Annotated in this window: 19 protein-coding genes; 5 read left to right on the top strand and 14 right to left on the bottom strand. The window is 41.1% G+C overall.

What is annotated here, in order from left to right:
- The coding region (locus KKA81_10170; GenBank protein MBU2651289.1) for a Rho termination factor N-terminal domain-containing protein at window positions 1-901 on the bottom strand (901 nt) is incomplete at its 3' end.
- 219 nt (window positions 902-1,120) lie between these two features.
- Here KKA81_10170 and KKA81_10165 point away from each other — a divergent pair.
- The gene (locus KKA81_10165; GenBank protein ID MBU2651288.1) at window positions 1,121-1,591 is read left to right on the top strand and encodes a DUF4293 domain-containing protein; all 471 of its coding nucleotides are present in this window, start codon (window positions 1,121-1,123) and stop codon (window positions 1,589-1,591) included.
- 48 nt (window positions 1,592-1,639) lie between these two features.
- On the opposite strand, the gene KKA81_10160 is transcribed toward KKA81_10165, so the two are convergent.
- Complete coding sequence (locus KKA81_10160) at window positions 1,640-2,455, bottom strand: energy transducer TonB (GenBank protein MBU2651287.1); 816 nt, start codon at window positions 2,453-2,455, stop codon at window positions 1,640-1,642.
- A 203-nt stretch (window positions 2,456-2,658) separates the two neighbouring features.
- Between KKA81_10160 and KKA81_10155 the strand changes: the two genes are divergently transcribed.
- On the top strand, window positions 2,659-3,831 hold the full coding sequence (locus tag KKA81_10155; protein MBU2651286.1) for a GWxTD domain-containing protein: 1,173 nt from the start codon (window positions 2,659-2,661) through the stop codon (window positions 3,829-3,831).
- Window positions 3,832-3,846: 15 nt separating this feature from the next.
- Here KKA81_10155 and KKA81_10150 read toward each other — a convergent pair whose 3' ends face one another.
- Window positions 3,847-5,484, bottom strand: a complete 1,638-nt coding sequence (locus KKA81_10150; protein ID MBU2651285.1) for a T9SS type A sorting domain-containing protein — start codon at window positions 5,482-5,484, stop codon at window positions 3,847-3,849.
- 267 nt (window positions 5,485-5,751) lie between these two features.
- On the opposite strand from KKA81_10150, the gene rlmB reads away from it, so the two are divergent.
- Window positions 5,752-6,492: a 23S rRNA (guanosine(2251)-2'-O)-methyltransferase RlmB gene (gene rlmB, locus KKA81_10145; GenBank protein ID MBU2651284.1), complete on the top strand. Its 741-nt coding sequence runs from the start codon at window positions 5,752-5,754 to the stop codon at window positions 6,490-6,492.
- Window positions 6,493-6,507: 15 nt separating this feature from the next.
- Here the strand turns inward: rlmB and KKA81_10140 are convergent, their stop codons facing one another.
- From KKA81_10140 to trmD, 3 genes are all read right to left on the bottom strand, one after another.
- Window positions 6,508-8,295, bottom strand: coding sequence for a cation:proton antiporter (locus KKA81_10140; protein MBU2651283.1), 1,788 nt, complete (start codon window positions 8,293-8,295; stop codon window positions 6,508-6,510).
- Between the two features lie 83 nt (window positions 8,296-8,378).
- Complete coding sequence (rplS, locus tag KKA81_10135) at window positions 8,379-8,714, bottom strand: 50S ribosomal protein L19 (protein MBU2651282.1); 336 nt, start codon at window positions 8,712-8,714, stop codon at window positions 8,379-8,381.
- Between the two features lie 114 nt (window positions 8,715-8,828).
- Window positions 8,829-9,503 carry a tRNA (guanosine(37)-N1)-methyltransferase TrmD gene (gene trmD / locus KKA81_10130; GenBank protein MBU2651281.1) on the bottom strand — a complete coding sequence of 225 codons (675 nt, stop codon included), beginning with the start codon at window positions 9,501-9,503 and terminating at the stop codon, window positions 8,829-8,831.
- A 305-nt stretch (window positions 9,504-9,808) separates the two neighbouring features.
- On the opposite strand from trmD, the gene KKA81_10125 reads away from it, so the two are divergent.
- Window positions 9,809-11,479, top strand: a complete 1,671-nt coding sequence (locus tag KKA81_10125; protein ID MBU2651280.1) for a S8 family serine peptidase — start codon at window positions 9,809-9,811, stop codon at window positions 11,477-11,479.
- Window positions 11,480-11,496: 17 nt separating this feature from the next.
- Here the strand turns inward: KKA81_10125 and KKA81_10120 are convergent, their stop codons facing one another.
- The 6 genes from KKA81_10120 to KKA81_10095 form a co-directional block, all read right to left on the bottom strand.
- Window positions 11,497-13,239, bottom strand: a complete 1,743-nt coding sequence (locus KKA81_10120) for a phospho-sugar mutase (GenBank protein MBU2651279.1) — start codon at window positions 13,237-13,239, stop codon at window positions 11,497-11,499.
- A 4-nt stretch (window positions 13,240-13,243) separates the two neighbouring features.
- Window positions 13,244-14,107, bottom strand: a complete 864-nt coding sequence (gene rfbD / locus KKA81_10115) for a dTDP-4-dehydrorhamnose reductase (GenBank protein MBU2651278.1) — start codon at window positions 14,105-14,107, stop codon at window positions 13,244-13,246.
- A gap of 85 nt (window positions 14,108-14,192) precedes the next feature.
- Window positions 14,193-15,137: an SDR family oxidoreductase gene (locus KKA81_10110; GenBank protein ID MBU2651277.1), complete on the bottom strand. Its 945-nt coding sequence runs from the start codon at window positions 15,135-15,137 to the stop codon at window positions 14,193-14,195.
- A gap of 56 nt (window positions 15,138-15,193) precedes the next feature.
- Window positions 15,194-16,522, bottom strand: coding sequence for a UDP-glucose/GDP-mannose dehydrogenase family protein (locus KKA81_10105; protein ID MBU2651276.1), 1,329 nt, complete (start codon window positions 16,520-16,522; stop codon window positions 15,194-15,196).
- 104 nt (window positions 16,523-16,626) lie between these two features.
- Window positions 16,627-17,763 (bottom strand): AmmeMemoRadiSam system radical SAM enzyme, encoded by a 1,137-nt coding sequence (amrS, locus tag KKA81_10100; protein ID MBU2651275.1) that lies wholly within the window; start codon window positions 17,761-17,763, stop codon window positions 16,627-16,629.
- Window positions 17,764-17,799: 36 nt separating this feature from the next.
- On the bottom strand, window positions 17,800-19,593 hold the full coding sequence (locus KKA81_10095) for a hypothetical protein (protein MBU2651274.1): 1,794 nt from the start codon (window positions 19,591-19,593) through the stop codon (window positions 17,800-17,802).
- Between the two features lie 406 nt (window positions 19,594-19,999).
- On the opposite strand from KKA81_10095, the gene amrB reads away from it, so the two are divergent.
- Entirely contained in the window at window positions 20,000-21,496 is a 1,497-nt protein-coding gene (gene amrB / locus KKA81_10090; GenBank protein MBU2651273.1) for an AmmeMemoRadiSam system protein B, read from the top strand.
- A gap of 10 nt (window positions 21,497-21,506) precedes the next feature.
- Here the strand turns inward: amrB and KKA81_10085 are convergent, their stop codons facing one another.
- A complete protein-coding gene (locus KKA81_10085) occupies window positions 21,507-22,301 on the bottom strand; it encodes an alpha/beta hydrolase (GenBank protein MBU2651272.1) in 795 nt (264 codons plus the stop codon).
- Window positions 22,302-22,311: 10 nt separating this feature from the next.
- On the bottom strand, window positions 22,312-22,977 hold a 666-nt coding region (locus KKA81_10080), incomplete at its 5' end, for a PD-(D/E)XK nuclease family protein (protein MBU2651271.1).

Genomic DNA, 22,977 nt, shown 5'->3' with positions numbered 1-22,977 from the left:
TTTTTGGCTGGGCAACGATTAAACCACGTTGTCCCTTACCAATGGGTGTGAATAGATCTATTATTCTGGTAGATAAGGCTTCATCCGGATTAGGATTCCCGGTAAGTTTATATTTTTCTTCCGGGAAGAGTGGGGTTAAGTAGTCGAATGGAATACGATCCCTGACTTCTTCCGGCAAGCGGCCATTGATAAACTCAACTTTAATCAGGGGGAAGTATTTTTCACCGTCTTTGGGAGGACGGATAGTTCCCATTACTGTGTCGCCGGTTTTCAGCCCGAATAATTTGATCTGTGACTGTGAAACATAAATATCATCAGGAGAGTTAAGGTAGTTATAATCAGATGATCTCAGGAATCCATACCCATCGGGCATAATTTCCAGGACTCCTTCAGCATTGATGAATCCTTCATATTCAAAAGAAAATTCCTCCCTTTTCTTTTCTATGGTTTTAATTTTATGTTCCCGAAAAGGTTTTTCCTGCTGAGGTTCGATTTTTTCTTCGGGCATTATGGCTGGTGTTTCTTCTTCAACGGGAGCAGGTTCTGGTTTAAAATTACCAGGTTTCCTATGTTTGCGATGCTCTGGTTTCTTCGGCTCTATGGGTTTTGATTCCTCCACTTTTACATCTTCAACAGGATCAATGGTTGGAGTGGGTTTGGGAATGGGGGATTCTTTCGGTTCAGGTTTGATTTTCTTTTTTTGATAGGGCCTTTTAGATTTCTGGGCTTCCTTTTTCTCCTTTTCCAGGATATCCCGGGAGGGATTCAATGCCTGATGATCAAGAATTTTATAAATCAGGTCCTGTTTCAAAAGCTTCTCATATTTGGGAATGTCTAATTCCTTTGCGATTTCTCTTAGTTCTGAAACCAACTTTCCGTTGAGTTCTATAATGTCGTACATGTATAAGTGATTTATTTAATTGTTATAACAGGGAATCATTTAATAATTTCCATTTTCGGAAAGGTATAATAAGCTGTAATACGTTATGAAAATGATTATTGACTCTGGGTCAAGAATTTATTAGGATTGAAACTGCTGCAAATATAACACATATTTTAATAAGCGAAAAAAAAATACGCAGAAATCGATTATCTTTGCGTCAAATAAATGCGGCGACTTATGATTCAGCGAATCCAGACCTTATTTTTAGCAATAGCCTTAGTAGCTGTTGTGCTTGCTTTCTTTTATCCTGTAGCAAGTTTTTGGTCAGAGAACTATAGCTTACGGTTATCTCTGGCCGGTATTGATAAGATCCATGATCAGAGTGGATCCGTACAGGTGAATACAATACCTCTGATAGCACTTAACTCGATTGCGGGTTTATTAATTCTTATCAGTATTTTCCTTTATAAAAAACGTATACTTCAGCTAAGGATGGTTCGGTTTGCAATATTTGCAGACATAATTATGCTGGTTTTGTTGTTTTTCTTTTATATTCCACAGATTGAGGAACATACGACAAGTTCTGCGGAATATCTCAGCGAACCGGGGATTTATTTTCCTCTTGTTGCTTTGGTGTTTCTGACCCTGGCAATCAGGTATATTGTCAGGGACGAAAAACTTGTAAGGTCAGCCGACAGAATACGATAGCAACAAGATCAACCTTTTATCTTTTCAGAGACTATTTCGATAATTGATTCAGAAAGCACTGGCTGGATTGGTGGGAATATATTGCAAATCCTGGCTATCCGGAAGGCGGAATGTAATGGAAAGATTCATCCATGTCCGAACCGCAAATCCTTTACGGATACCAGGCCGGTATTTCATCATTTTTGCAAGCCGTATGGCTTCCTGGGAGCAGCCTCCGCCCAGAGGTTCTTCGACTGTCATATGTGAAATGTATCCGTTTGGTTCTACTACGAACTTGAGTGTTACTTTTCCTGCAATATTTTGCCGGAAGGCTGTTTCCGGATATTTAAGGTTTTGGGTGATAAAGCGGCTATAATTCATTCCATCTTCGAAAGTCGGTTCAGGTGATTTATCAATTTCATTCATTGAATAAACCATATTGGATGTGTCTATAGGGAATCCAATGTCTTCAGGGTCTTCAAATCCTCTTTTTTTGCATTGTTTTTTATATTTCTTCAGGTTAAACTCTACCTTCAAGTCCATCTCGGAGTCAACAGGCTTGCCCATTTTTAATGCATTTTTCCATAAAATCATGCGAAACAGGCGCAAGGCTTCAATATCCAGATCGGCAGACACAGAATGTGTGATGACCGGAACCGATGTGGTGCCATCGGCTCGTACAATAAACTTCATCGATACTGTTCCCTCGGTTTTTGTATTCGAAGCCTTTTCAGGATAGATCATCTCATTACACAGGAATTCGTCCAGTTCCTTTTGTCCGCCTATAGGTTCTGCCGCCTGGAATTCCTGGGAGACAGACTTTAACGGTAAAAAGCCAATCAAACAAACCAGAGGTAAAAAAAATGCTATTTTTGTAGTAAACATGTGATATATACATTGATTGACGATAAAGATACTATATTTTTTATTAAGGTATACTTACAAACTGCGGTCGGTCATTATGACTATACTAATTGCATAATGCCCTTTTTTTTACAAACATTATTTATAAGTTGATGAAACGTCTGTTAATAATAATTGCTTTATTATCTCTCCTTTTTTCATGTGCGGTATCACCAAGGTTAAGCATGGTAAACCTTGCTGAGGATTATCAGGGAGGTGGTTTTACAAAGCCTGGGATAATATTATTCCATGAGAATGATTCTATAACTGTGGTTAAGTTACTCATGGATATGAATGATTTTAGTTATGAAGAGATTAATGAAGAAGAATCGTTTCTTTCAAAGGCCATGGTAAAAGGGAGTTTGTATTATAACTATACGGACAGGGATTTACTTGACAGTATGAGTATCGTAATAGTTGACTCTTCGTCTTTCGTGCCTGAACAACGTGATATTGATACGGTTACATTTTCTTTTCATGCAAATCGCGGAAAAGACTATGTCGCCAGGTTTGATATTTCAGATAAGTATTCGGGCAGGGTATACATATTTTTCCTGGAAATACCCAAGCGCGATAAAAACACCTATGCGGATTACAGGGTTTTTGACGATTTGGGTGATTTTCTGTTGGGCAATATAGTAGATGAAAACACTCCAATATGCATTCAGGTTCCGGTCGGATTGGAGTTAATCTACGGTCGTTATTATAGTCGTAATTTTCCTGTTGCCTTGCCTCCATTTGTTGAAAAAGAGCCTTCTACATTTAATTATTCTGCCGATAGTATGTTTATCGTACATACCCGGGATGGAAAAAGTCTTCCGTTGTTTCTGAAAAAACCAGGATTTTATCATTTTCGGACGGATACAAACAGCCGGTCGGGACTTACTTTGTTCAATTTTTATCAGGGCTTTCCAGATATAATAACTGTTGTTCAATTAATGGAGCCGATAAGGTATATTACCACAAATAAGGAATATGAGGATATACGTAACTCTGCTAATATAAAGGCATCAATAGATCAGTTCTGGTTAAATAATGCAGGCAATCCTGTAAGGGCAAGGAATATGATCAGTCGTTTTTATGGAAGAGTAAGGGATGCCAACCAATGGTTTTCATCCTACATCGAGGGTTGGAAAACAGACCGTGGGGCGATATTTATTGTTTTTGGCCCGCCAAATATAGTTTACCGTTCAAATGGATTTGAGGAGTGGATATATGGCGAAGCAGGCAATAATAACTCGCTGAAGTTTCAATTTGTAAAAATGGAAAATCCCTTTAGCAACAACGATTATGCTCTTGTTAAATCGCTTACATACAAAGAAAAGTGGTTTGATGCCGTCAGCGCCTGGAGGCGCTGACAAGCATAGTGAATTTTACTGCAGTTTAATAATGCGGGTTGTTTTCGACTGGCTGCCGGATTGCACACGAACAATATATATTCCCTGTGAAATGTCACTTCCCATTTCAGTTTTGCCATCCCAGGTAAATTTATACTCACCTGCATTCAATTCTTTTGTGCATATAGTTTTTATATATCTTCCAAAAGAGTCGTAAATAGAGATATTTGTTACCCCATCTGTCTTAAGTGTTAGAGAAATTGTAGTAAAATCACTGAATGGATTCGGGACACATTTTAGGGCACCGATAGTATTATCCGGTAATAAATCTCCCGAGCCAATACCTGTAGTAGAATCGGCCACTGCCAATCCCTTGATGCAGAAATTACCAGTATTTAGATATCCTGAAGGATCTTTATAAAAATAGAAGTCGAGCCATGAATTTTCTTCCCTGTAATAACTTTCTTCCTGGCTGGCGGATGATTCAACCAATGTTCTTTGTTGGGCTCCCAGCAATACAGGGACGACGGAGGTTCTGTCGTAAGGATGTCCTCCATCAGACAAATAGAGATATATAAAGAAATCGTTTCCTTCGACAAGATGAACATCCTGGTTCAGGTCGACAGTGTGCAGTCCAGTATAACTAAAATTTCCTGACGTGTGGGCGAGAGTATCCTGCAAATTTCCATTCAGGAATGTATCAAAGACAACGACAGAAAAATCCACATTATCAGTAGCTGTGAAGAAGCTTACCGATTTGAGAAATTCGTCATCATTGGCCATGAAAGCATTAAAAGCCTCCTGGATATCTGTTTTTGTGTCGCGCCAGCCATGATAATCGTGATAATAGCATTGGTCGTAGGTGAGATATTCCACATCCTGGAAGGAGATTGCGCCCATTTCGGGATGTTGTCCACAATGTTTATCATAATAGGAAATCCAGAAATAGCCGCTATTACCCCAGGAAGAGCCCCAACTATTTTTGCAGAGCCAGGCACCTGGTTCCGGGGCTTCTGTAATCTTGCTGTCGTCCCACCCAACGATGGCAATCGCGTGGTTAGGATCCTCCGTGCTGGAGGCCGGTTGATAATGTGTGTTTCCTGGTCCCCAGTAATCTCCGACGCACATACATGTTCCCATGACCCCATGAGCCATGATCATATTTTTTAACAAGTCAATGTTTTCAAGGTTTTCTCCAGCAACGTACCATTCGACATGTCGTGGATAATAATAATGGTAACTATCGTCATATCGCAGGGGAGGGGTATTGTAGGATTGTCCGTCGATATCTCTCACTGCTCCTTCCAGCCTTGAAAGATAAGCAGTTGTTACTCTGTAATCACCTCCATAATGTACTTCAAGGCCGCTTCCAGTGGGGGGATCAAGGTCGTCATTATTATGTTGGTTAAATCCGTTCCACCAGTCGAGATGGTATTCTGCCAGGTTGGGTTCGCCGGTTTCCCCGGCAGCTGCCCAATTCCCTGTCATGAGGAGGTTGCCCTCCATGGCTGCCATGGCTCCATGTGTCCAGCAGGTTCCTCCCTGCTGACTTTTAACGCTGGTAACATAGTTTTCTCCATTGTAATCCCTAAGATCGAATGAAGAAGGGGGATTTTGTGCAAAAAGTGCGGTAAATCCCATTACTAAAAGTACGGTAAAAATGTTGTTTTTCATAAGCCGGATATAAAATCGTTGTAATTATGATAATTTCGTTGGTTAAAACAATCGAGTAGATCAGGGTATAAATTTATAAAATACAGGCTTTGATAAGATGATTAGGAGAGAAAAATAGAAAAAGCGAGCTTCGGTCATCAGGTTAGTTCTTATCAAAGCCTGTTCATGGGTTCTGAAAATCAGACATTAGGTGAGTTTTTAAGGTTGCATGGGTTATAATATTATTTTTGTGAGGTATAAAATGGGGTATCTGTGAACAAGAATCAAATGCTTATAGGAATAAGGCCTTTAATGGAGGCTTTAATGGCAGGTAAGGAAATCGAAAAAGTTTTTGTGCAGAAAGGCTTACGGGGTGAGTTGTTTTTTGAACTTAGCCAGATGATGAAAGAGCGCGGACTTATTTATCATCAGGTTCCGCGTGAAAAATTGAACCGGTTTACGGGCAAGAATCACCAGGGTGTTATTGCATTTATTTCACCGGTGGTTTATCAAAAGCTGGAAGACTTGCTTCCCGGGATATTTGAATCAGGTAATGTTCCATTGATCATAGTTCTTGACAGGGTAACGGACGTAAGGAACTTTGGAGCTATAGCCAGATCGGCTGAATGTGCAGGAGTACAGGCGTTGGTGATACCATCCAGGGGTAGTGCTGCTATTAACGAGGATGCCATGAAAGCTTCTGCAGGAGCTTTAAATGACATCCCTGTTTGCCGATACTCAAAGCTGGAAGATGCATTGGTTTATCTCAAAGAGAGTGGGGTCATGCTGGTAGGAGCCAGTGAGAAGGCAGAACGGTTTTATTATGATCTTGATTTTACGGTCCCTTTGGGTATTGTTATGGGATCTGAAGAAGACGGTATTTCTTCCCGGTTATTCAGGTATCTCGACGAGATTGCGCAAATCCCGGTGACAGGAAATATTTCATCGCTCAATGTTTCTGTTGCGTCCTCATTGTTTATGTATGAAGCATTGAGGCAAAGAAATTCAATAGCTTCAAGCCAACACTAAAGCCAGTTCAGTTTATCAGTTTGTATTGTTCTCTTCAGATACTTTTTTAGAATCCGGTATCTTAACCTGCAGGAAGTGTGTATTATCTTCGTAAATAGACAATTTTCTAAACATTTCATATCCATCGGATCTGATTTCTGCTACCAGTTTTTCAATCTTATCATGAGGAACCAGATAACGAGTCAATACGCGGGTGAAAATTTCCACAGAAGTTTCGAATTCTTCGGGAATAACTTCATTGGCACCAAGCTTGAATAAAGTCTCCACATCTTCAATGAATCTGGTACGGATAATAATATGGATATTGGAATTCATTTCCCTTGCTGTGGATATGATTCTTCGGGTATCAGAAAAGTTGGGTATTGTTACCACCAGAACCATAGCTTCGTGGATGTTGACATGCTCCAGAACAGAAGGCTGGGCAGCATCTCCAAAATATATAATTTCTCCTTTATCAAATTCTTTCTGGACGGTTTCAGGATTCATCTCAATGATCACATGTGGTATTTCGGCATATTTTGCTGCTCTGGCCACATTTTTTCCGTTTATTCCATATCCGACGATGATCAGGTGATCCTGGATTTTTCCTATTGTGCTTTCAGGTTTCGGGTAAAGTCCGTTTATAAGTTTTTCAGGAAGGGGTAGTTTGGTAATATTATCAGCTATTTTGGGGGCCAGTCTTATCAGGAAGGGAGTAGCTGCCATGCTTAAAACCGAAACGCTAAGGAAGAGTTGGTAATTTCCATCATTCAGAAGTCCATTTTGTATGCCAATCCTGGAGAGAATAAAAGAAAACTCTCCGACCTGGCTTATGGTGAATCCTACGATAATACTTGTTCGTAGCGGGTATCCCAGGATAAATGAAGCAGAGCCTGCGAGGATGGTTTTAACAGTGAGGACAATAGTTGTGAATAGCAGTACTCTTACAGGATCTTCAAGTATAGTGTTCAGATTAAGCAGCATGCCAATAGAGACAAAAAAGAAACTGGTGAACACATCCAGGAATGGGACAATATTACCAAGAGCATGCTGGCTGTATTTTGATTCGGAGATCATTAACCCTGCTAGGAAGGCCCCTAGGGCAAGGGAAAGTCCAATGGAATAGGTCAGGAAGGCTACAGCAAAAGCAATGGTAATAGTACTGAGTATAAATAGCTCCCTGCTTTGGGTGCGAGTAATCTGAAAGAGCAGTAGGGGAATAATATATTTTGACCCGACCATAATCAGGATCAAAATACCCACGAATTTCAGGATGAGGTAAATGATCTGTTCTCCTCCGGTTTGTCCGCTACCGGCAAGTATTGGAGTGATCAGAATCATCGGAACAACAATAATATCCTGAAAGATAAGGATAGCAAGGGATGTTCTGCCATGAGCCGAGTATATTTCCCCTTTTTCCTGTATTATTTTAAGCACTATAGCGGTAGAGCTTAGCGCAATTAAAAAACCAATGAAAACTGCTTCATTGACGACATTGCCGAAATGATAGGCAATAAAGGCAATCACGGCAATGGTTGACATAACCTGGAAGGTACCCGATATCAAAATCGATTTTCCAATTCTGATCAGGTTTCCCAAAGAAAACTCAATGCCAATAGTAAACAGAAGCAGAATAACACCAATTTCAGCGAGAACTTCCACATCATGGATATTATCGATCAACTGAAAACCATTAGGACCGATTAGGAGTCCAGTAATCAGGAAACCAAGGATGGAAGGTATGCGTAATCTGTTAAATAACAGTATTACAGCTACCGAAACCGCAAAAATGATTAGTATGTCTTTTAAAAAAGAGAATTCCATGCTGTACGATGTAATATGAATTGAAACGGATTGTGAAGATACAAAAAAAGCTCCGTGAAACGGAGCTTTTGGAAGTATGAAAACTACACTCTTTTTTCTTTAATTCTTGCTTTTTTACCTGTGAGGCCTCGCAGGTAGAATATTCTTGCGCGGCGTACAACGCCTTTTTTATTTACAGTAATATCTTCAATGAATGGGGATGAAACTGGAAATATCCTTTCAACACCTGTGCTGCCTGACATTTTCCTGACAGTGAAAGTAGCGGTTATTCCGGTTCCTTTTCGCTGGATCACGATGCCAGTGAAGTTCTGAATCCTCTCCTTACCACCTTCTTTAATTTTATACTGAACTGTAACGGTATCGCCTGCCTTAAAAGCCGGAAACTCTTTAACTGTGACCATATCTTCGACGAAAGTCATCGTATCATTTTTGCCCATTTTCCTAATGTTTTATCAGATTTCTTAAAAATGGCTGCAAATATAGTCGATTATTCTGAAATAATAAAAATAATTGGTAAAAATCTGGTATGATTTTTATTCAAGGTAACCAGGGCGCCTGTTGCGTGTTCTTTCGATTGATTGCGAGTATCTCCATTCTTCAATTTCCTTTTCATTTCCGGAAAGCAGGACGGGGGGGACCTCCATCCCTTCGAAATTTCGTGGGCGTGTATAAACCGGTGGGGCAAGAAGTTGATTTTGAAATGAATCGAAAAGGGCAGAGCTTTCGTTTCCAAGGACACCGGGGATCAGTCGGATAATGGAATCGACGAGGACAGCTGCCGGGAGTTCTCCTCCCGACAATACATAGTTTCCTATGGAAATCTCCTGGGTAATAAAAAATTCTCTTACCCTTTCATCAACACCTTTGTAATGACCACACAGTAAGATCATATTGCCCTTCATGGAAAGTGTGTTTGCCAAGGGTTGGTCGAGCAGTTTACCATCAGGAGTGAGGTAAATGATCTCATCGTAATCCCTTTCTTCTTTGAGTTTGCGAATACAGTGGGCAATGGGTTCTATCATCATGACCATTCCAGCCCCACCTCCAAAGGGGTAATCATCGACACTCCTGTATTTGTTGGACGAATAATCGCGCAGGTTGTGAAGGATGATTTTAACATGCCCTTTCTCTGCTGCCCTTTTGATTATGGAATGAGCAAAAAATCCGTTCAGTATTTCCGGGAATAGCGTGATAATGTCCAGTCTCATTTGCGTGATTGTTGGAAAATCCTTTTGTTTTGCAAAGTTATTCTGAAAAAAATACAAAAGCAACATGCAGGGAAAATCCCTGTAAATAAAAAGGTCGTGCTGAGAGGAGGGAATGCACGACCTAAAACCAAATCTTATAACTTAATCAAAAAGCCGTGACAAATATAATGCATGAATGATTATCTGTCAAGTGTTTTTTAAAATTTATTTACAATTTTCGAAAAAATGTAGATAATTTAGTATTTTTAACGTCTCATTTAGAACAATTTTAAATAATTTTCGTTACTTCAGAAATAGATAGAAAGATGAAAAGTATCACTACCATTTTAGTTTTATTGGTTTTAATACCAGGGATTTTAACTGGGCAAATATACCCCGATAAATATTTTATTGCATTTACCGACAAGAATAACTCACCTTATTCAATAACCAATCCGTCAGAGTTTCTTTCACAAAGGGCCATAGACCGAAGAGTAAGGCAAGGGATATCCATTGACTTAAGAGATTTACCGGTCAATCCGGCTTATATCCAAGGTGTTAAAGAGGTGGGGGTGACGATAATCAACCCTACAAAATGGTTGAACGGTGTTAGCATACAAACCGATGATCCATCGAAGATTGCAGTCATACAAGCTTTACCTTATGTTAAAGGAGTTGTAAAGTCGCATGTTAATCCGGTTGATCCTAAGTTTGAAAGTGATTTTTTTCGCAATGAGTCATTCAACCTTAATCCTGTGATGGAGAATTTGAATTCGGGACGTTCTTCTTTTGATTACGGGCCTTCATACAATCAGATTCATATGTTGAACGGTGATCTTTTACACGATATGGGTTATCGGGGTGAAGGGTTTATTATTGCTGTACTCGATGGTGGATTCCTTAACGCTGATGATATTCCGGCATTTGATAGTTTATGGATGAACGGTCAGATTTTAGCAACCCGCGATTTTGTTAAAGGGGGTGAGCTCACCTACGATACGCATCCTCATGGCACCATGGTATTGTCGACCATGGGGGCAAATGTCCCTGGTACACTGATTGGGACTGCTCCAAAGGCGAATTATTTGTTGCTTCGGTCAGAAGATACCGGTTCGGAGTATATTATTGAGGAATACAATTGGGTTTCGGCTGCAGAGTATGCTGACAGTCTGGGGGCGGATATTATTAACTCTTCTTTGGGTTATACAACCTTTCCTCTTGATCCTGACCATGACCATACCTATCAGGATATGGACGGGAACACGGCACCGGTTACGGTTGGAGCCGATGTTGCTGCAAGCAGGGGCATGATTGTTGTTAATTCCGCCGGAAATTCAGGGTCTTCTCCCTGGTTTTACATTGGAGCACCCGCAGATGGTGATAGCGTTTTTGCGGTTGGAGCCGTATTTTCAGATGGTAGTTACGTGTATTTCAGTTCACGGGGGCCTTCTTATGACGGGAGGATAAAACCCAACATAGCTGCACAAGGTTACGATACTTATGCTGCCGATCCGGGAGGCTCTTATGGTGGAGCCAGTGGAACTTCCTTCTCATCACCCGTAATGGCAGGAATGGTTGCCTGTCTTTGGCAAACACATCCCAACCTTAAAAACATGGAACTTCTGGCTGCCATTGAAGCAAGCGGAAATCAGGCAAATAATCCGGATGATTTCCTGGGTTACGGGATTCCTGATTTCTTTGAAGCAAACAACCTTCTTACTGTCATTGATTCAAGAATATTCTTGGATGATCCGGAGGTCTCTGTTTATCCCAATCCCTTTTCCGACCAATTCAGTATTGTTGCAGGAAGGGATTTGGGTACTGTAGCCATTGATATCCTTGATATTTCCGGCAGGCAGGTATATTCTTCATTCATTCCTTTAAGGGAAGGGCAAGCAACCGGTATCAGTAACCTTGATGGTTTGGCAACAGGAGTGTATTCTCTGAGAATCACCCATTCAGGAAAGGTTATTTACAGGAAAATTGTCAGGCTTTAATTTTTTCGGTATCCCTTTTAAATATTCAGATCACGAATGATCCCATCCAGTTTACTTTCCAGGGAAGTAAGAGCATCAGGGTATTCAGCGAGGGTACTTAGTTTTGTGTTAACGCTGAAATAGAACTTTATTTTGGGTTCAGTTCCTGAAGGCCTTACGGAAATTTTACTGCCATCTTCCAGGAAAAACTGCAGTACGTTTGATTTGGGGAGATTGATAGTTGTCTCCGTCTTTGCGGTTAAGTGTTTTTCTATACCCAATTGATAATCACGGATCATAACGACCAAACTACCGTTTATTGAAGTTGGAGGATCGGCACGGTAATCCGACATAATCTTCTTTATCTCTTCTGATCCTGATTTTCCTTTTCTGACAAGGGATTTGAGTCTCTCGTGATATAACCCATACTCAAGGTAAATGTCGAGAAGGATATCGTATAAAGTTTTTCCTTGTTCCGCAGCCCAGGCGGCTGTTTCAGCAATCATTGCGCAAGAGCTGACGGCATCTTTATCACGAACAAAATCGCCGATCATATAGCCATAGCTTTCTTCGCCGCCGCCGATAAAAGTTTCTACGCCTTCATTTCTGCGAATTATATCGGCAATCCATTTAAAGCCTGTCAATACATCGTAACATTTTACATTATTATGTTGTGCGATATCTTTCAAAAGCTCTGATGTTACAATGGTTTTTACAATATATTCCTTTCCTTTGAGGAGGTTTCTGGATTTCCACTGACTGAGCAGATAATGAATCAGGATGGCTGCAGTCTGGTTACCATTAAGCAGGATGAATTCGCCATTGCTGTTTTTAACGGCTATACCAACTCTGTCAGCATCGGGGTCTGTGGCCATCACAAGATTGGCATCAATACTCCCGGCAAGTTCCATAGCCATTTGGAGAGCACTTTGTTCTTCGGGATTTGGAGATTTAACCGTTGGGAAATTGCCATCGGGAATTGACTGTTCTTTCACGCTATAGACACTGGTAAAGCCCATTCTTTTCAGGATTTCAGGAACCAATCGTGTTCCGGTTCCGTGGAGAGGGGTGTAAACGATTTTCAGGTTGTGATGTTTTCTGATAAGATCAGGATTCAGTGTCAGGGATAAAACAGCGGAAAGGTAAGATTCATCAACATCTTTGCCTATCACTTCGATCAGGTTTCGGTTTCCTTCGAATTTTACTTCATCGATAGATGATATTTTGTTTACTTCTTCAATAACGTTTTTATCATGGGGTGGGATCATTTGCGCTCCATCGTCCCAATAGGCCTTATAGCCATTATATTCAGGAGGGTTGTGTGAAGCAGTGATAACGACACCGCTCTGGCATGAAAAATGACGAATTGCAAAAGATAATTCAGGAGTAGGGCGGAGGTCATCAAAAAGATAGACTTTTATGTTGTTAGCAGCAAAAACATTGGCGGTAATCTCGGCGAAATAGCGGCTGCGGTTTCTGGAGTCATATGCTATGGCAACTTTGATTTCTGGAAGGTCTTTAAAGGCTGATTTAAGGTAATTTGCCAATCCCTGTGTAGCCATTCCAACAGTATATTTATTCATACGGTTGGTTCCGGGGCCCATGATGCCACGTAAACCACCGGTTCCAAACTCTAAACTTGTATAGAAAGATTCAGTAAGCTCCTGAGGATTATAGTTTATCAGGTCACTTACTTCATTGCGTGTTTGTTCATCAAAGCCTTCGCCCAACCATATCTGAGCTTTTTTCAGGATTTCCGGTTCTAATTTATATGATTCCATAGGGTTATTTGTTAATTGAATGCAATGATTTTTCAAGGCTGTCAAGCCAGTACGGGATTTCCATTCCCAGGAATTGCTTTATTTTCGATTTGTTCATTACACTGTAGAATGGTCGCTTTGCAGGCAAAGGATAATCTTCGGTACTCACCGGGAATACTTTGCAACCTATCCCTGCCATCCGTAGGATAGCTTTTGCAAAATCATACCAGGATGCCACCCCTTCATTGGAGAAGTGAAATATTTCCGTTTGGCTTATTTTATCAAATTCGGGTATCATTTGAAGAACTACTTCGGCAAGATCTCCTGCAAATGTAGGTGTACCTGTTTGGTCATCGACAACCCTCAGAGATTCTCTTTCTTTTCCGTATTTAAGGATTGTTTTAACAAAATTTTGCCCATGGGATGAGTACAGCCAGGAGGTGCGGATAATCACAAATTTTCCGTTCCTGTTGATCAGTTCTGTTTCACCTCCATATTTTGATCGGGCATAGGCGGAAAGAGGGTTAGGCTGGTCGGTTTCGGAGTAAGGTCTGAAAGCTTTTCCGTCGAAAACATAATCGGTACTGATATGGATCAATCCGGCATTAAAAATTCCTGCAACATCAGCGAGGTTTGCAACGGCTTCAGTATTGACAAGAATTGCAGGGGCGGGGTCATCCTCAGCCTTATCGACGAGGTTATATGCTGCACAGTTTATGATCAGATCGGGGGTGAAATGATTGCAATAGTCAATGATATTGCTTTTTTTCCCTATATTCAGATCATCCAGGTCGGTAAACCGGAAATTTAATTCGGGATGTAAAGGTGAACGATTCCGGATTTCCGTTCCGAGCTGACCATTTGCACCGGTTACCAAAATGTTTTTCATAGGGGACATTTTAAATTGAACATTGTAAGGGTCATCCATAAAACATTTTCACAGGAGAAAGCTTATGATCCTTGGATATCATGCATCAGCCCTGGTTAATATTCCTGAAATATTCGATTGTTTTCAAGAGTCCTTCTTCCAAATGAATAGTAGGTTTCCAACCCAGGCGATTTTTAGCCAGGGTGATGTCAGGTTGCCTCTGGATGGGATCATCTTCAGGTAAAGGTTCAAAAGTGAGTTTTGATTTGGATCCTGTTAATTCAATTACCTTGCTGGCAAGTTCCATAATCGTGAATTCTCCGGGATTTCCAATATTAACAGGACCGGTGAAATCATCACCTGTATTCATCAGTTTTATAAGGCCGTCAATCAGATCGCTAACAAAACAGAAGCTTCTGGTTTGGCTTCCATCACCGTAAATAGTAATCGGTTTGTTGTTAAGGGCCTGCATAATAAAATTAGAGACGACCCTTCCATCAGCGGGATCCATTCTGGGTCCATAAGTGTTAAAGATACGTGCAATCTTAATTTTTACCCCGTTTTGGCGGTGGTAATTCATGAAGAGGGCTTCAGCACAGCGTTTCCCTTCATCGTAGCAAGCCCGTGAGCCGATGGGGTTTACATGGCCCCAATAATCTTCTTTTTGGGGATGGACCTCAGGATCGCCATAAACCTCGCTGGTACTTGCCTGCAGGATTTTTGCCTTGATGCGTTTGGCAAGACCGAGCATATTCATTGCACCAGCAACAGAGGTTTTAATAGTTTTAATAGGATTAACCTGATATTGTACCGGGGATGCCGGGCAGGCCAGGTTATAGATTTCATCTACTTCGATGAAGAAACTCATGGTAACATCATGCCTGATCACTTCGAAAAATGGATTTCCCATGAGGTGAATGATATTGCTTTTGTTCCCTGTAAAAAAATTATCCAGACAAATAACTTCATTACCTTCATGTAACAATCTTTCAGCAAGATGGGATCCTAGAAATCCGGCACCGCCTGTAATCAGGATTTTTTTCTTATTCATAAGTGCACCATTAATTTGGGTAACTGAGTATGGATCAGCATTTCGTAACAGGAGTTCTATAGATATTCGGTTTTTATTCCAATGCAGAAGTAATGGAATCCTGTATTTTTCATTTCTTCCGGATCATAAATATTCCTTCCGTCAAATATTGCCGGATTTTTCAGAAGTTTTTTAATCACATTGAGGTTCGGGATCCTGAATTCTTTCCATTCAGTTACCAGAACGAGGCAATCGGCATCAATGAGGGCTTCGTAGGCATCATTGGCATATTCTATTTTATCACCAATCTTTCGTTTGGTTTCGTCCATTGCAACAGGGTCATAAGCTTTAACTTTACAACCGGCATTGGTAAATTCATCAATCAGAACCAGAGATGGAGCTTCCCGCATGTCATCGGTTTCCGGTTTAAAAGAAAGACCCCACATCCCGATGGTTTTACCTTTGATATCACCATTAAAATACTTATAAACCTTATTAAACAAGACTTTTTTCTGTTCGTCGTTTACGTCTTCGACCGACTGGAGAACTTTTAAGTCATAGTTGTTGGCGCGGGCAGTCCGTATAAGGGCTTTAACGTCCTTGGGAAAACATGATCCGCCATAACCCACTCCGGGATAGATAAATTTGCTGCCTATTCTCGGGTCGCTTCCAATGCCTTTTCTAACCATATTAACATTGGCTCCAACGATTTCGCAAAGGTTGGCAATATCGTTCATGAAACTAATTCGTGTGGCGAGCATCGCGTTTGCGGCATATTTGGTCATTTCAGCAGAAGGGATATCCATGAATATCAGCGGGTGTCCATTAAGAGTGAAAGGTTTATAGAGCTTGCTCATCAGTTCCCGGGCTTTTTCCGATTCGAGGCCAATCACGATACGGTCGGGTTTAAGGAAGTCGTCAATAGCGGCACCTTCCTTAAGGAATTCAGGGTTGGAAGCAACATCGAAAGGGATGTTCACACCCCGTTTATCAAGTTCCGATTGTATAGCTAACCTGACTTTGTTGGCCGTTCCAACGGGTACAGTACTTTTGGTTACCATGAGTATGTAATCATTCATATTCTTACCCGCTTCTTTTGCCACATCAATCACATATTTCAGGTCAGCACTACCGTCTTCATCGGGTGGTGTTCCTACAGCGCTGAAAATAACTTCACAGCCTTCTAAAGTGGAGGCCAGGTCAGTGGTGAAATGAAGCCGACCTTTGTCAACATTGCGGTGAACCATATCTTCCAATCCTGGTTCAAAAATGGGGATTATTCCCTTTTTCAGGCCGTTAATCTTGTTCTCATCGATATCTACACAAGTGACGTCAACGCCAACTTCTGCAAAGCAGGTTCCGGTTACCAGACCTACATATCCGCTTCCTACTACTGTGATCTTCATGTTGTTGTGTTAATTGATTATTCTGTATAAAATTTGTTTACAAAAATATGGAATATGTTTTGAAAACCTCCGGATACTTTTCAACATCAATAAACATTTACGGTTTAGTTCCATACTCCTGCGATTTTGCACCCGCATGATATGCATTTTCCATCGCGGATATTAAATTCGGTTACTGAAAATCCTTTGCGTTTGATGGCAATTTTTCTGCAATTCGGGCAAGTTGTGTTTTCATCGCCCAGTTCGGGGGCATTCCCGACATATACATAATTCAATCCTTCCCCGAGCGCGATATTTCTTGCTTTATCCAATGTGCCGGTCGGAGTAGGGGGAAGGTTTTTGAGTTTATACATCGGATGGAATCGGCTAAAATGCAAAGGAGTGTTTTCGAAGCCGTTTGAGTAAAGCCATTGGCACATTTTTTCGATTTCCTGCATATTGTCTGTCCATGAAGGAACAATCAGGTTTGTTATTTCGAGCCAGACTCCCTCATCCCGTAATATTTTAAGAGTATTTAACACCGGCTCCAGGGTTCCCGCGTTGAGCATTTCATATGTTTCATTGCTAAAACTTTTCAGATCAATATTGGCAGCATCCAGGAACGGAGCTAATTCCCTGAGAGGTTGCTCGTTAATATAGCCGGCGGATATGAACAGATTTTTAATCCCATCGGTCCGGGCTATTTTGCATGTATCCATCGTATATTCATAAAATGCAATGGGTTCAGAATAAGTATAGGCTATGGTTCTGCATTGATATTTTTTTGCTTCATTAACAACCGCTTCAGGGAATAAATCATAATTACGTGTATTGTGAGGGCTTTCCTGGGATATTGTCCAGTTCTGACAGTTCAGGCAGGCCAGATTACATCCCGCTGTTGCAATTGAATAGGCTTTACTTGCAGGGAGAAAGTGATACAGTGGTTTTTTTTCTATAGGATCAATATGGACTGCGCAAGGGTTTCCATAAGCAATGGTGAACAGTTTACCGTTGATATTTTCTCTTGTTCTGCAATCACCGGTTTCTCCTGGTTTTAGTTCGCAAGCCTGGGGACAAAGTTTGCATTTAATTCCCCTGGGTGTGCTAATATAGTGCAGTGCTTCGCGGGAAAACCGGTTTGGATCATCCGGGGGCGCATTTAAATTACGGTACAAACTTCCGAACAGGTTCCTGGTTCCAAAGGCAACTGCAAGTCCACAGGTAGCGCAGATACTGTTCTTTATGAATGATCTTTTGTTCATGGAATGCGATTCATGAAATGCACGAAAAAGTAATCATTATTTTTGTTTTAACCAAACGAAAAAAGCATTAAAAATATTAAGCCCTCCCAGAATTAAACAAGTATTAATCAAACCCAATGCGGGAACCAGATAAACGGATGACAGCAAAGCGCCGGCAGCGGATCCTGCAAGGTCTGCACCATAAGCTGTAGCGGCTGTTCCGCTGATGCTAAGCTTACTTATCCCGGTTGCTGCAGAAAATATCATACCGGAAAGTCCTCCTGTAATAACAACGATTAAACTGAGCATGATAAGGTTCAGGATGTCATATAATACAATTTCAGAAGCCAAAACGGTAATGGGGAATAAGGCAAAACAAAGTATCCCAAGGGAAAGTTGCAAGAGTAAAAATACTCTCATGTTGTTTCGCACTATACCGGAGAAAAACAAAGATCCTGCTGCAATTCCTGCCATGTACAGGGTAATTATTATCCCGGTGAGATAATAACTGTACCCATAAAGTGACTGTATAATCAAGATAATGATAAACTCAAGGGATACTCCGGAAAATCCTGTAATAAATAATCCTTTATTCAAAGAGGAAGAAAATATCCAGGTTATCAGAGAGAGTATGAGCAAGACACCGGAAAAGATCCATACTCCGGACCCATGCACATCAAGCCACAGCAATAAATGATATTTATATGCAACAGGTCGTAAGTCAGTATTGGTCGTGGATGTTGTATAAGATTCGGGAAGCAGCATTTTTGCTCTCATTTTTACCAGGCTATCGTCAATCAGGTGAAAAGCAGATACATACTGATTGGGTAGTTGCAATATTTGGAGGCGGGATACGATTTCATAATCCAGGAGAGAGTCGGATGCAAGGAAATAATTACTTGATCCTGGAATCATCAGGGTGTTTTTGAATACCATTTTAAGTGTACTATTTACTGTTTCGTGCAGATTTTCAGCAGGGGCATTCAAATAATTGGCAGGAGCGTCCAGGTGAAGGCAAAATATTGCTCCTGGTTTCATAAGAAGATGGACTTCCCTGAAAAACTCAAGGGTAAAGTAGCGGTTTAACTGCGATGTGGAGGGGCCAGGAATGTCAGAAATGATTATATCATAAGTGTTATTGGATTGCTTGACATAGCGCCTGCCATCCATAAAGTAAACGGTAACTTGATCTTCCGGAAAGGCAAGTGGCAGGTTATCTTGCACAAGATCCGCCCATCCTGGATTGATTTCAATAAGATCAATATTGTCAGGATTATATTTCATTGCTTCCTGAATGTTCCCTGCAAAGCCTCCGGAGAGAATTAAAACATTTTTGGGATTTTGGTGGAGTGCCATTGGGAAATGAACTGTTTCTTCCGAATGTTCCGTATCACCGGATGTAAAGATTATGTTTCCGTTTTCATAGAAAGCCAATTGTTCTCCCGACCGGGTTACATCCAATCTTCCAAACGGGGTTTCTTTTGTATCTACCAGGATTTGGCCGGGGTAAAGGCTTTGAATGAGTTTTTCATAGAAATGTGAACGGAAAAGGATGACGCCCGCCATGAGTAATGTAATAGAAAGAAAGGCAGGCATGATCCATTTTGATTTTTGATATAGTATGATGGAAAACAATACTCCCGTTAATAAAACCAAAACCAGTACCTTGAATGAATTAAAAAGGAATATCAGCAGGAAGCTGTAAACAATGCCACCGGCAAGGCTTCCTGCTGATTCCCAGCCATAAGCGAATCTGACTTTTTTTTGGGAAGGGATGCCGGATAAGGAAGCAGCCAGCAAAGGGAACAGGATTCCCGATGCTAAGCAGAAAGGTGCAATAGTGATCAGCATAAATCCCCAAATGGTAATTGGGCCAAGGGATATTCCAGCGGTAAACAGTATGCTTTTCAACCAGTATGCCAGAGCTAAAATAAAGGGAGGTAAGCCAGACAAAGCTAAAAAGAAGATGAAAATTATAAAAGGACGGTTTGCAATCCAACCGGAGAGCCGTGCGCCGGTTCCGGATAATAGCAACCAACCGGAAAGGAAAAGACCAATTATCAATTCATTGCCACCAAATAAGGTGATGAACTCCCTAAGCAGAATGATCTGGGTGATAATACTGTTAAATCCCAGGATCAGAAGTCCAAATCTGTTTGTATTTTTAAATACGTTCAGCTTTTAGTATATTTGTGTTTTGCCTCAACCATACGAAATTAATTAAAAAATGTGTGCCAACAATCTGGGTTTTATGATTATGATTCTCGCAGTTATTACATCCGGGGGATGTTTTTCGCAACAAGACAATGGCCGTGTTAATCAGGAAGACCGGCAAGCTTACGCTGCCGGTAAATTTTACACTGATGACCCGGTAGCATTGGGAAATGAACTTAAAAGTCTTTTTATACAGGCAGAGAGGAAACAATACAATAATGTGGTGGCCGTGATTTCTCCTCATGCCGGCTATATGTTTTCAGGGGAAGTTGCCGCCTCGGCCTTTAATCAGATTAATGAAAACGGTAAATATGACCGGGTTTTTGTAATAGCATCGAGTCATAGAGTCACTTTTCCTGGTGCATCAATATACTGCAAGGGTGATTATTTAACTCCGCTGGGTAGGGTTGAAGTAGATTTGGATCTTGCACAAAAGCTTGTTGATGAGAATGATATTTTCACCTTTCGCAAAGATGCTCACCTGTATGAACATAGCCTTGAAGTCCAGCTTCCTTTTTTGCAATACAAGCTGGGAGATGATTTTAAGTTGATTCCGATAGTCATAGGTACACAAAATATACAGGATTGCCAGGATATAGCAAGGGTGCTAAAATCCTATCTTGGAGGGAATAACCTTTTTGTTATCAGCACAGATTTTTCTCATTACCCTTCTTATGAGGATGCTGTTACAACGGATGCGCTTACAGCGTCTGCCATTGAAACGGGATCTCCTGAGAAGCTGGCTGAAGTGCTTCAACGAAATAACCGGAAAGGGATTTCAAATTTGGCTACCAGTCTATGTGGATGGAGCTCAGTATACTCTTTGTTGTATATGCTGGAAGACAATCCCGGATATAAAATACACAAGTTGAAGTATATGAATTCGGGAGATGCTGCATATTATGGAGACAAGGAGAGGGTGGTAGGTTATTGGGCCATGGTTGTAACCGGAGAGCATTTGGTTGATACGAAAAGCGAAGACGTATTCGAAATCAACGCACACGATCAGACTGTCCTGTTAGGAATTGCAAGAGAAACGCTCAACGATTATATCCGCCAGGGTAAGTTTCCGGATTTTAATACCCGTGATTTACCTTCTGTTTGCAGGGAAAAGTGCGGGGCGTTTGTCACATTACTGAAGGAAGGCCAGCTAAGGGGATGCATTGGAAGATTTGATGCTGATGAGCCTTTATACCTAGTAGTAAGGGATATGGCTATATCTGCCTCTACCCGGGATTACCGTTTTCCTCCTGTACAGGCAGATGAGCTTGATGAGATCGAAATAGAAATATCTGTATTAACGCCAATGGTAAAGATTTCATCCATTGAAGAAATAGAGCTTGGAAAACATGGTATATACATAAAAAAGGGGGCTTCAGGAGGGACCTTCCTTCCCCAGGTAGCCACTCAAACCGGTTGGACCCTGGAGGAATTCCTTGGGCACTGTGCACGTGATAAAGCCCGGATAGGATGGGACGGATGGAAGGATGCCGACATATATGTATATGAGGCGAGGGTCTTCAGCGAAAGCGGCCATTGACTGCCTTGTCTTAATTTTCCAGGAACGGAATAATACAATCCAGAAATTCTTCAGGATATTCGGCGTGTATCGAATGAGCAGCTTTTTCAAGAATGATCATATCATGAAATCCCGGCATGGATTTTAATTTTGCAGATTCATCAGGATAAACCAGAATATCCTTGGCTCCTGAGACTATCAGGGATTCTGTATTGATTTTATCCAGGAAGGGGGAGGAATCAAAGTTAATAAGGGCCTCGATCTGGGCTTTAAAGCTTTCAAGGGTCTGCTGGTATGGATAGCACATTGTATAAATGATGGCTGCATCCAGGAATTTTTTATTCACAAAAGCATTAGGGCTGAAAAGCCAGTAAAATAGTTCGCGAAACCACTGATCTTGCGGGATACCGGATTCCCAGCCATGGATAAAATGATCAAATAGAGATTTGTTGCGGTCAGACATGATTGGAGTTGTGCTTGCCAATACCATTTTATGCACCATTTCCGGAGCCATAAAAGCAAGTTCCTGGGCAATGCATCCACCCATGGAATGACCGATTATCTGGCATCGATTTACTCCAAGATGATCGAGGAGGTCCAGGGCATCCTGGGCCAAATCTTTCATTTGAAAGGGATAACCGGCGTTTTGTGTCCTTCCCGTTCCACGGTTATCATAAATGATAACGTTAAAACGGGAAGCCATCTTTTTTAGAATGAACTGCCAGCTCTGGCTGTCGCTGGCGAGTCCTGCTATCATTAATACTGCCGGTCCTTTGCCATGAGTTTCGTAGTAAAGCTTAAGATGGTTTTTGTTTAACCAGGCCATTTATTCGTATTTATCGGTTGCAAATATCCTTAAAAAAACATGATCCGCATAAGTCGAGGTCATTTGTTTGCCCAAATGGTTTTGTTGGGTCGAAAATTTCCTGCACTAATTCTTTCAGGAATGATTCTGTTTGTTCAAGAATAATCCTGTCAGGATGATCCTGTTTAAGAGGTTTGAGCGGGATAAAGCCATCTCTCAGGCTGCGCAGAGGAATGATTCCCGGCTGCAGGATTCCTGAATTAGGATGGCTCGATTCATAAAGCCAGGCATATACCAAAAGTTGGAGGGCTTTATCGTATTTAGGATTTTCCCTAAGAGTTTCCCAGGAAGTAAAAGAAAGGTCGTATCGGTTTACAGCACCTGTTTTGTAATCAATGACCCTGATCGTTCCATCAAGGTTGTCGATGCGATCTGTCTTACCTGCGATAAAAATATTGCTTTCTTTACCTGTTATAATGACAGGAAGGTTGGCCTGATAGCGTTTCTCTAAAAAGGATAGGGTCAGGATGCTCCCATTTTTTTCATATTCTTTCAGGTTTTGTCTTTCAAAGCTTATGAAGTTTTCAACAATATTAACGGCAACGTTGTATAAAAGAAGGTTCCGACCGGAGTCCATATTCCCGTCAGGATAGTTTTCCTGAACAGAATTTTGTAATTCCCTGTGTATATCCTCCGA

This window comes from Bacteroidota bacterium (assembly GCA_018831055.1).
GTDB lineage: Bacteria > Bacteroidota > Bacteroidia > Bacteroidales > B18-G4 > M55B132.
Note: the sequence above shows the minus strand (reverse complement) of the source record. Positions and strands in the feature narration are given on the sequence as shown.

Coding starts and splice junctions, on each gene's coding strand:
- KKA81_10085 (MBU2651272.1), bottom strand. CDS start 22,301: ATGGCCTGGTTAAACAAAAACCATCTTAAGCTTTACTACGAAACTCAT.
- amrB (MBU2651273.1), top strand. CDS start 20,000: ATGATTCTCGCAGTTATTACATCCGGGGGATGTTTTTCGCAACAAGAC.
- rplS (MBU2651282.1), bottom strand. CDS start 8,714: ATGACTTTCGTCGAAGATATGGTCACAGTTAAAGAGTTTCCGGCTTTT.
- KKA81_10110 (MBU2651277.1), bottom strand. CDS start 15,137: ATGAATAAGAAAAAAATCCTGATTACAGGCGGTGCCGGATTTCTAGGA.
- KKA81_10160 (MBU2651287.1), bottom strand. CDS start 2,455: ATGTTTACTACAAAAATAGCATTTTTTTTACCTCTGGTTTGTTTGATT.
- KKA81_10120 (MBU2651279.1), bottom strand. CDS start 13,239: ATGGAATCATATAAATTAGAACCGGAAATCCTGAAAAAAGCTCAGATA.
- KKA81_10105 (MBU2651276.1), bottom strand. CDS start 16,522: ATGAAGATCACAGTAGTAGGAAGCGGATATGTAGGTCTGGTAACCGGA.
- KKA81_10155 (MBU2651286.1), top strand. CDS start 2,659: ATGGTAAACCTTGCTGAGGATTATCAGGGAGGTGGTTTTACAAAGCCT.
- KKA81_10125 (MBU2651280.1), top strand. CDS start 9,809: ATGAAAAGTATCACTACCATTTTAGTTTTATTGGTTTTAATACCAGGG.
- KKA81_10140 (MBU2651283.1), bottom strand. CDS start 8,295: ATGGAATTCTCTTTTTTAAAAGACATACTAATCATTTTTGCGGTTTCG.
- KKA81_10095 (MBU2651274.1), bottom strand. CDS start 19,593: ATGCTGATCACTATTGCACCTTTCTGCTTAGCATCGGGAATCCTGTTC.
- KKA81_10165 (MBU2651288.1), top strand. CDS start 1,121: ATGATTCAGCGAATCCAGACCTTATTTTTAGCAATAGCCTTAGTAGCT.
- trmD (MBU2651281.1), bottom strand. CDS start 9,503: ATGAGACTGGACATTATCACGCTATTCCCGGAAATACTGAACGGATTT.
- KKA81_10150 (MBU2651285.1), bottom strand. CDS start 5,484: ATGAAAAACAACATTTTTACCGTACTTTTAGTAATGGGATTTACCGCA.
- rlmB (MBU2651284.1), top strand. CDS start 5,752: ATGCTTATAGGAATAAGGCCTTTAATGGAGGCTTTAATGGCAGGTAAG.
- rfbD (MBU2651278.1), bottom strand. CDS start 14,107: ATGAAAAACATTTTGGTAACCGGTGCAAATGGTCAGCTCGGAACGGAA.
- amrS (MBU2651275.1), bottom strand. CDS start 17,763: ATGAACAAAAGATCATTCATAAAGAACAGTATCTGCGCTACCTGTGGA.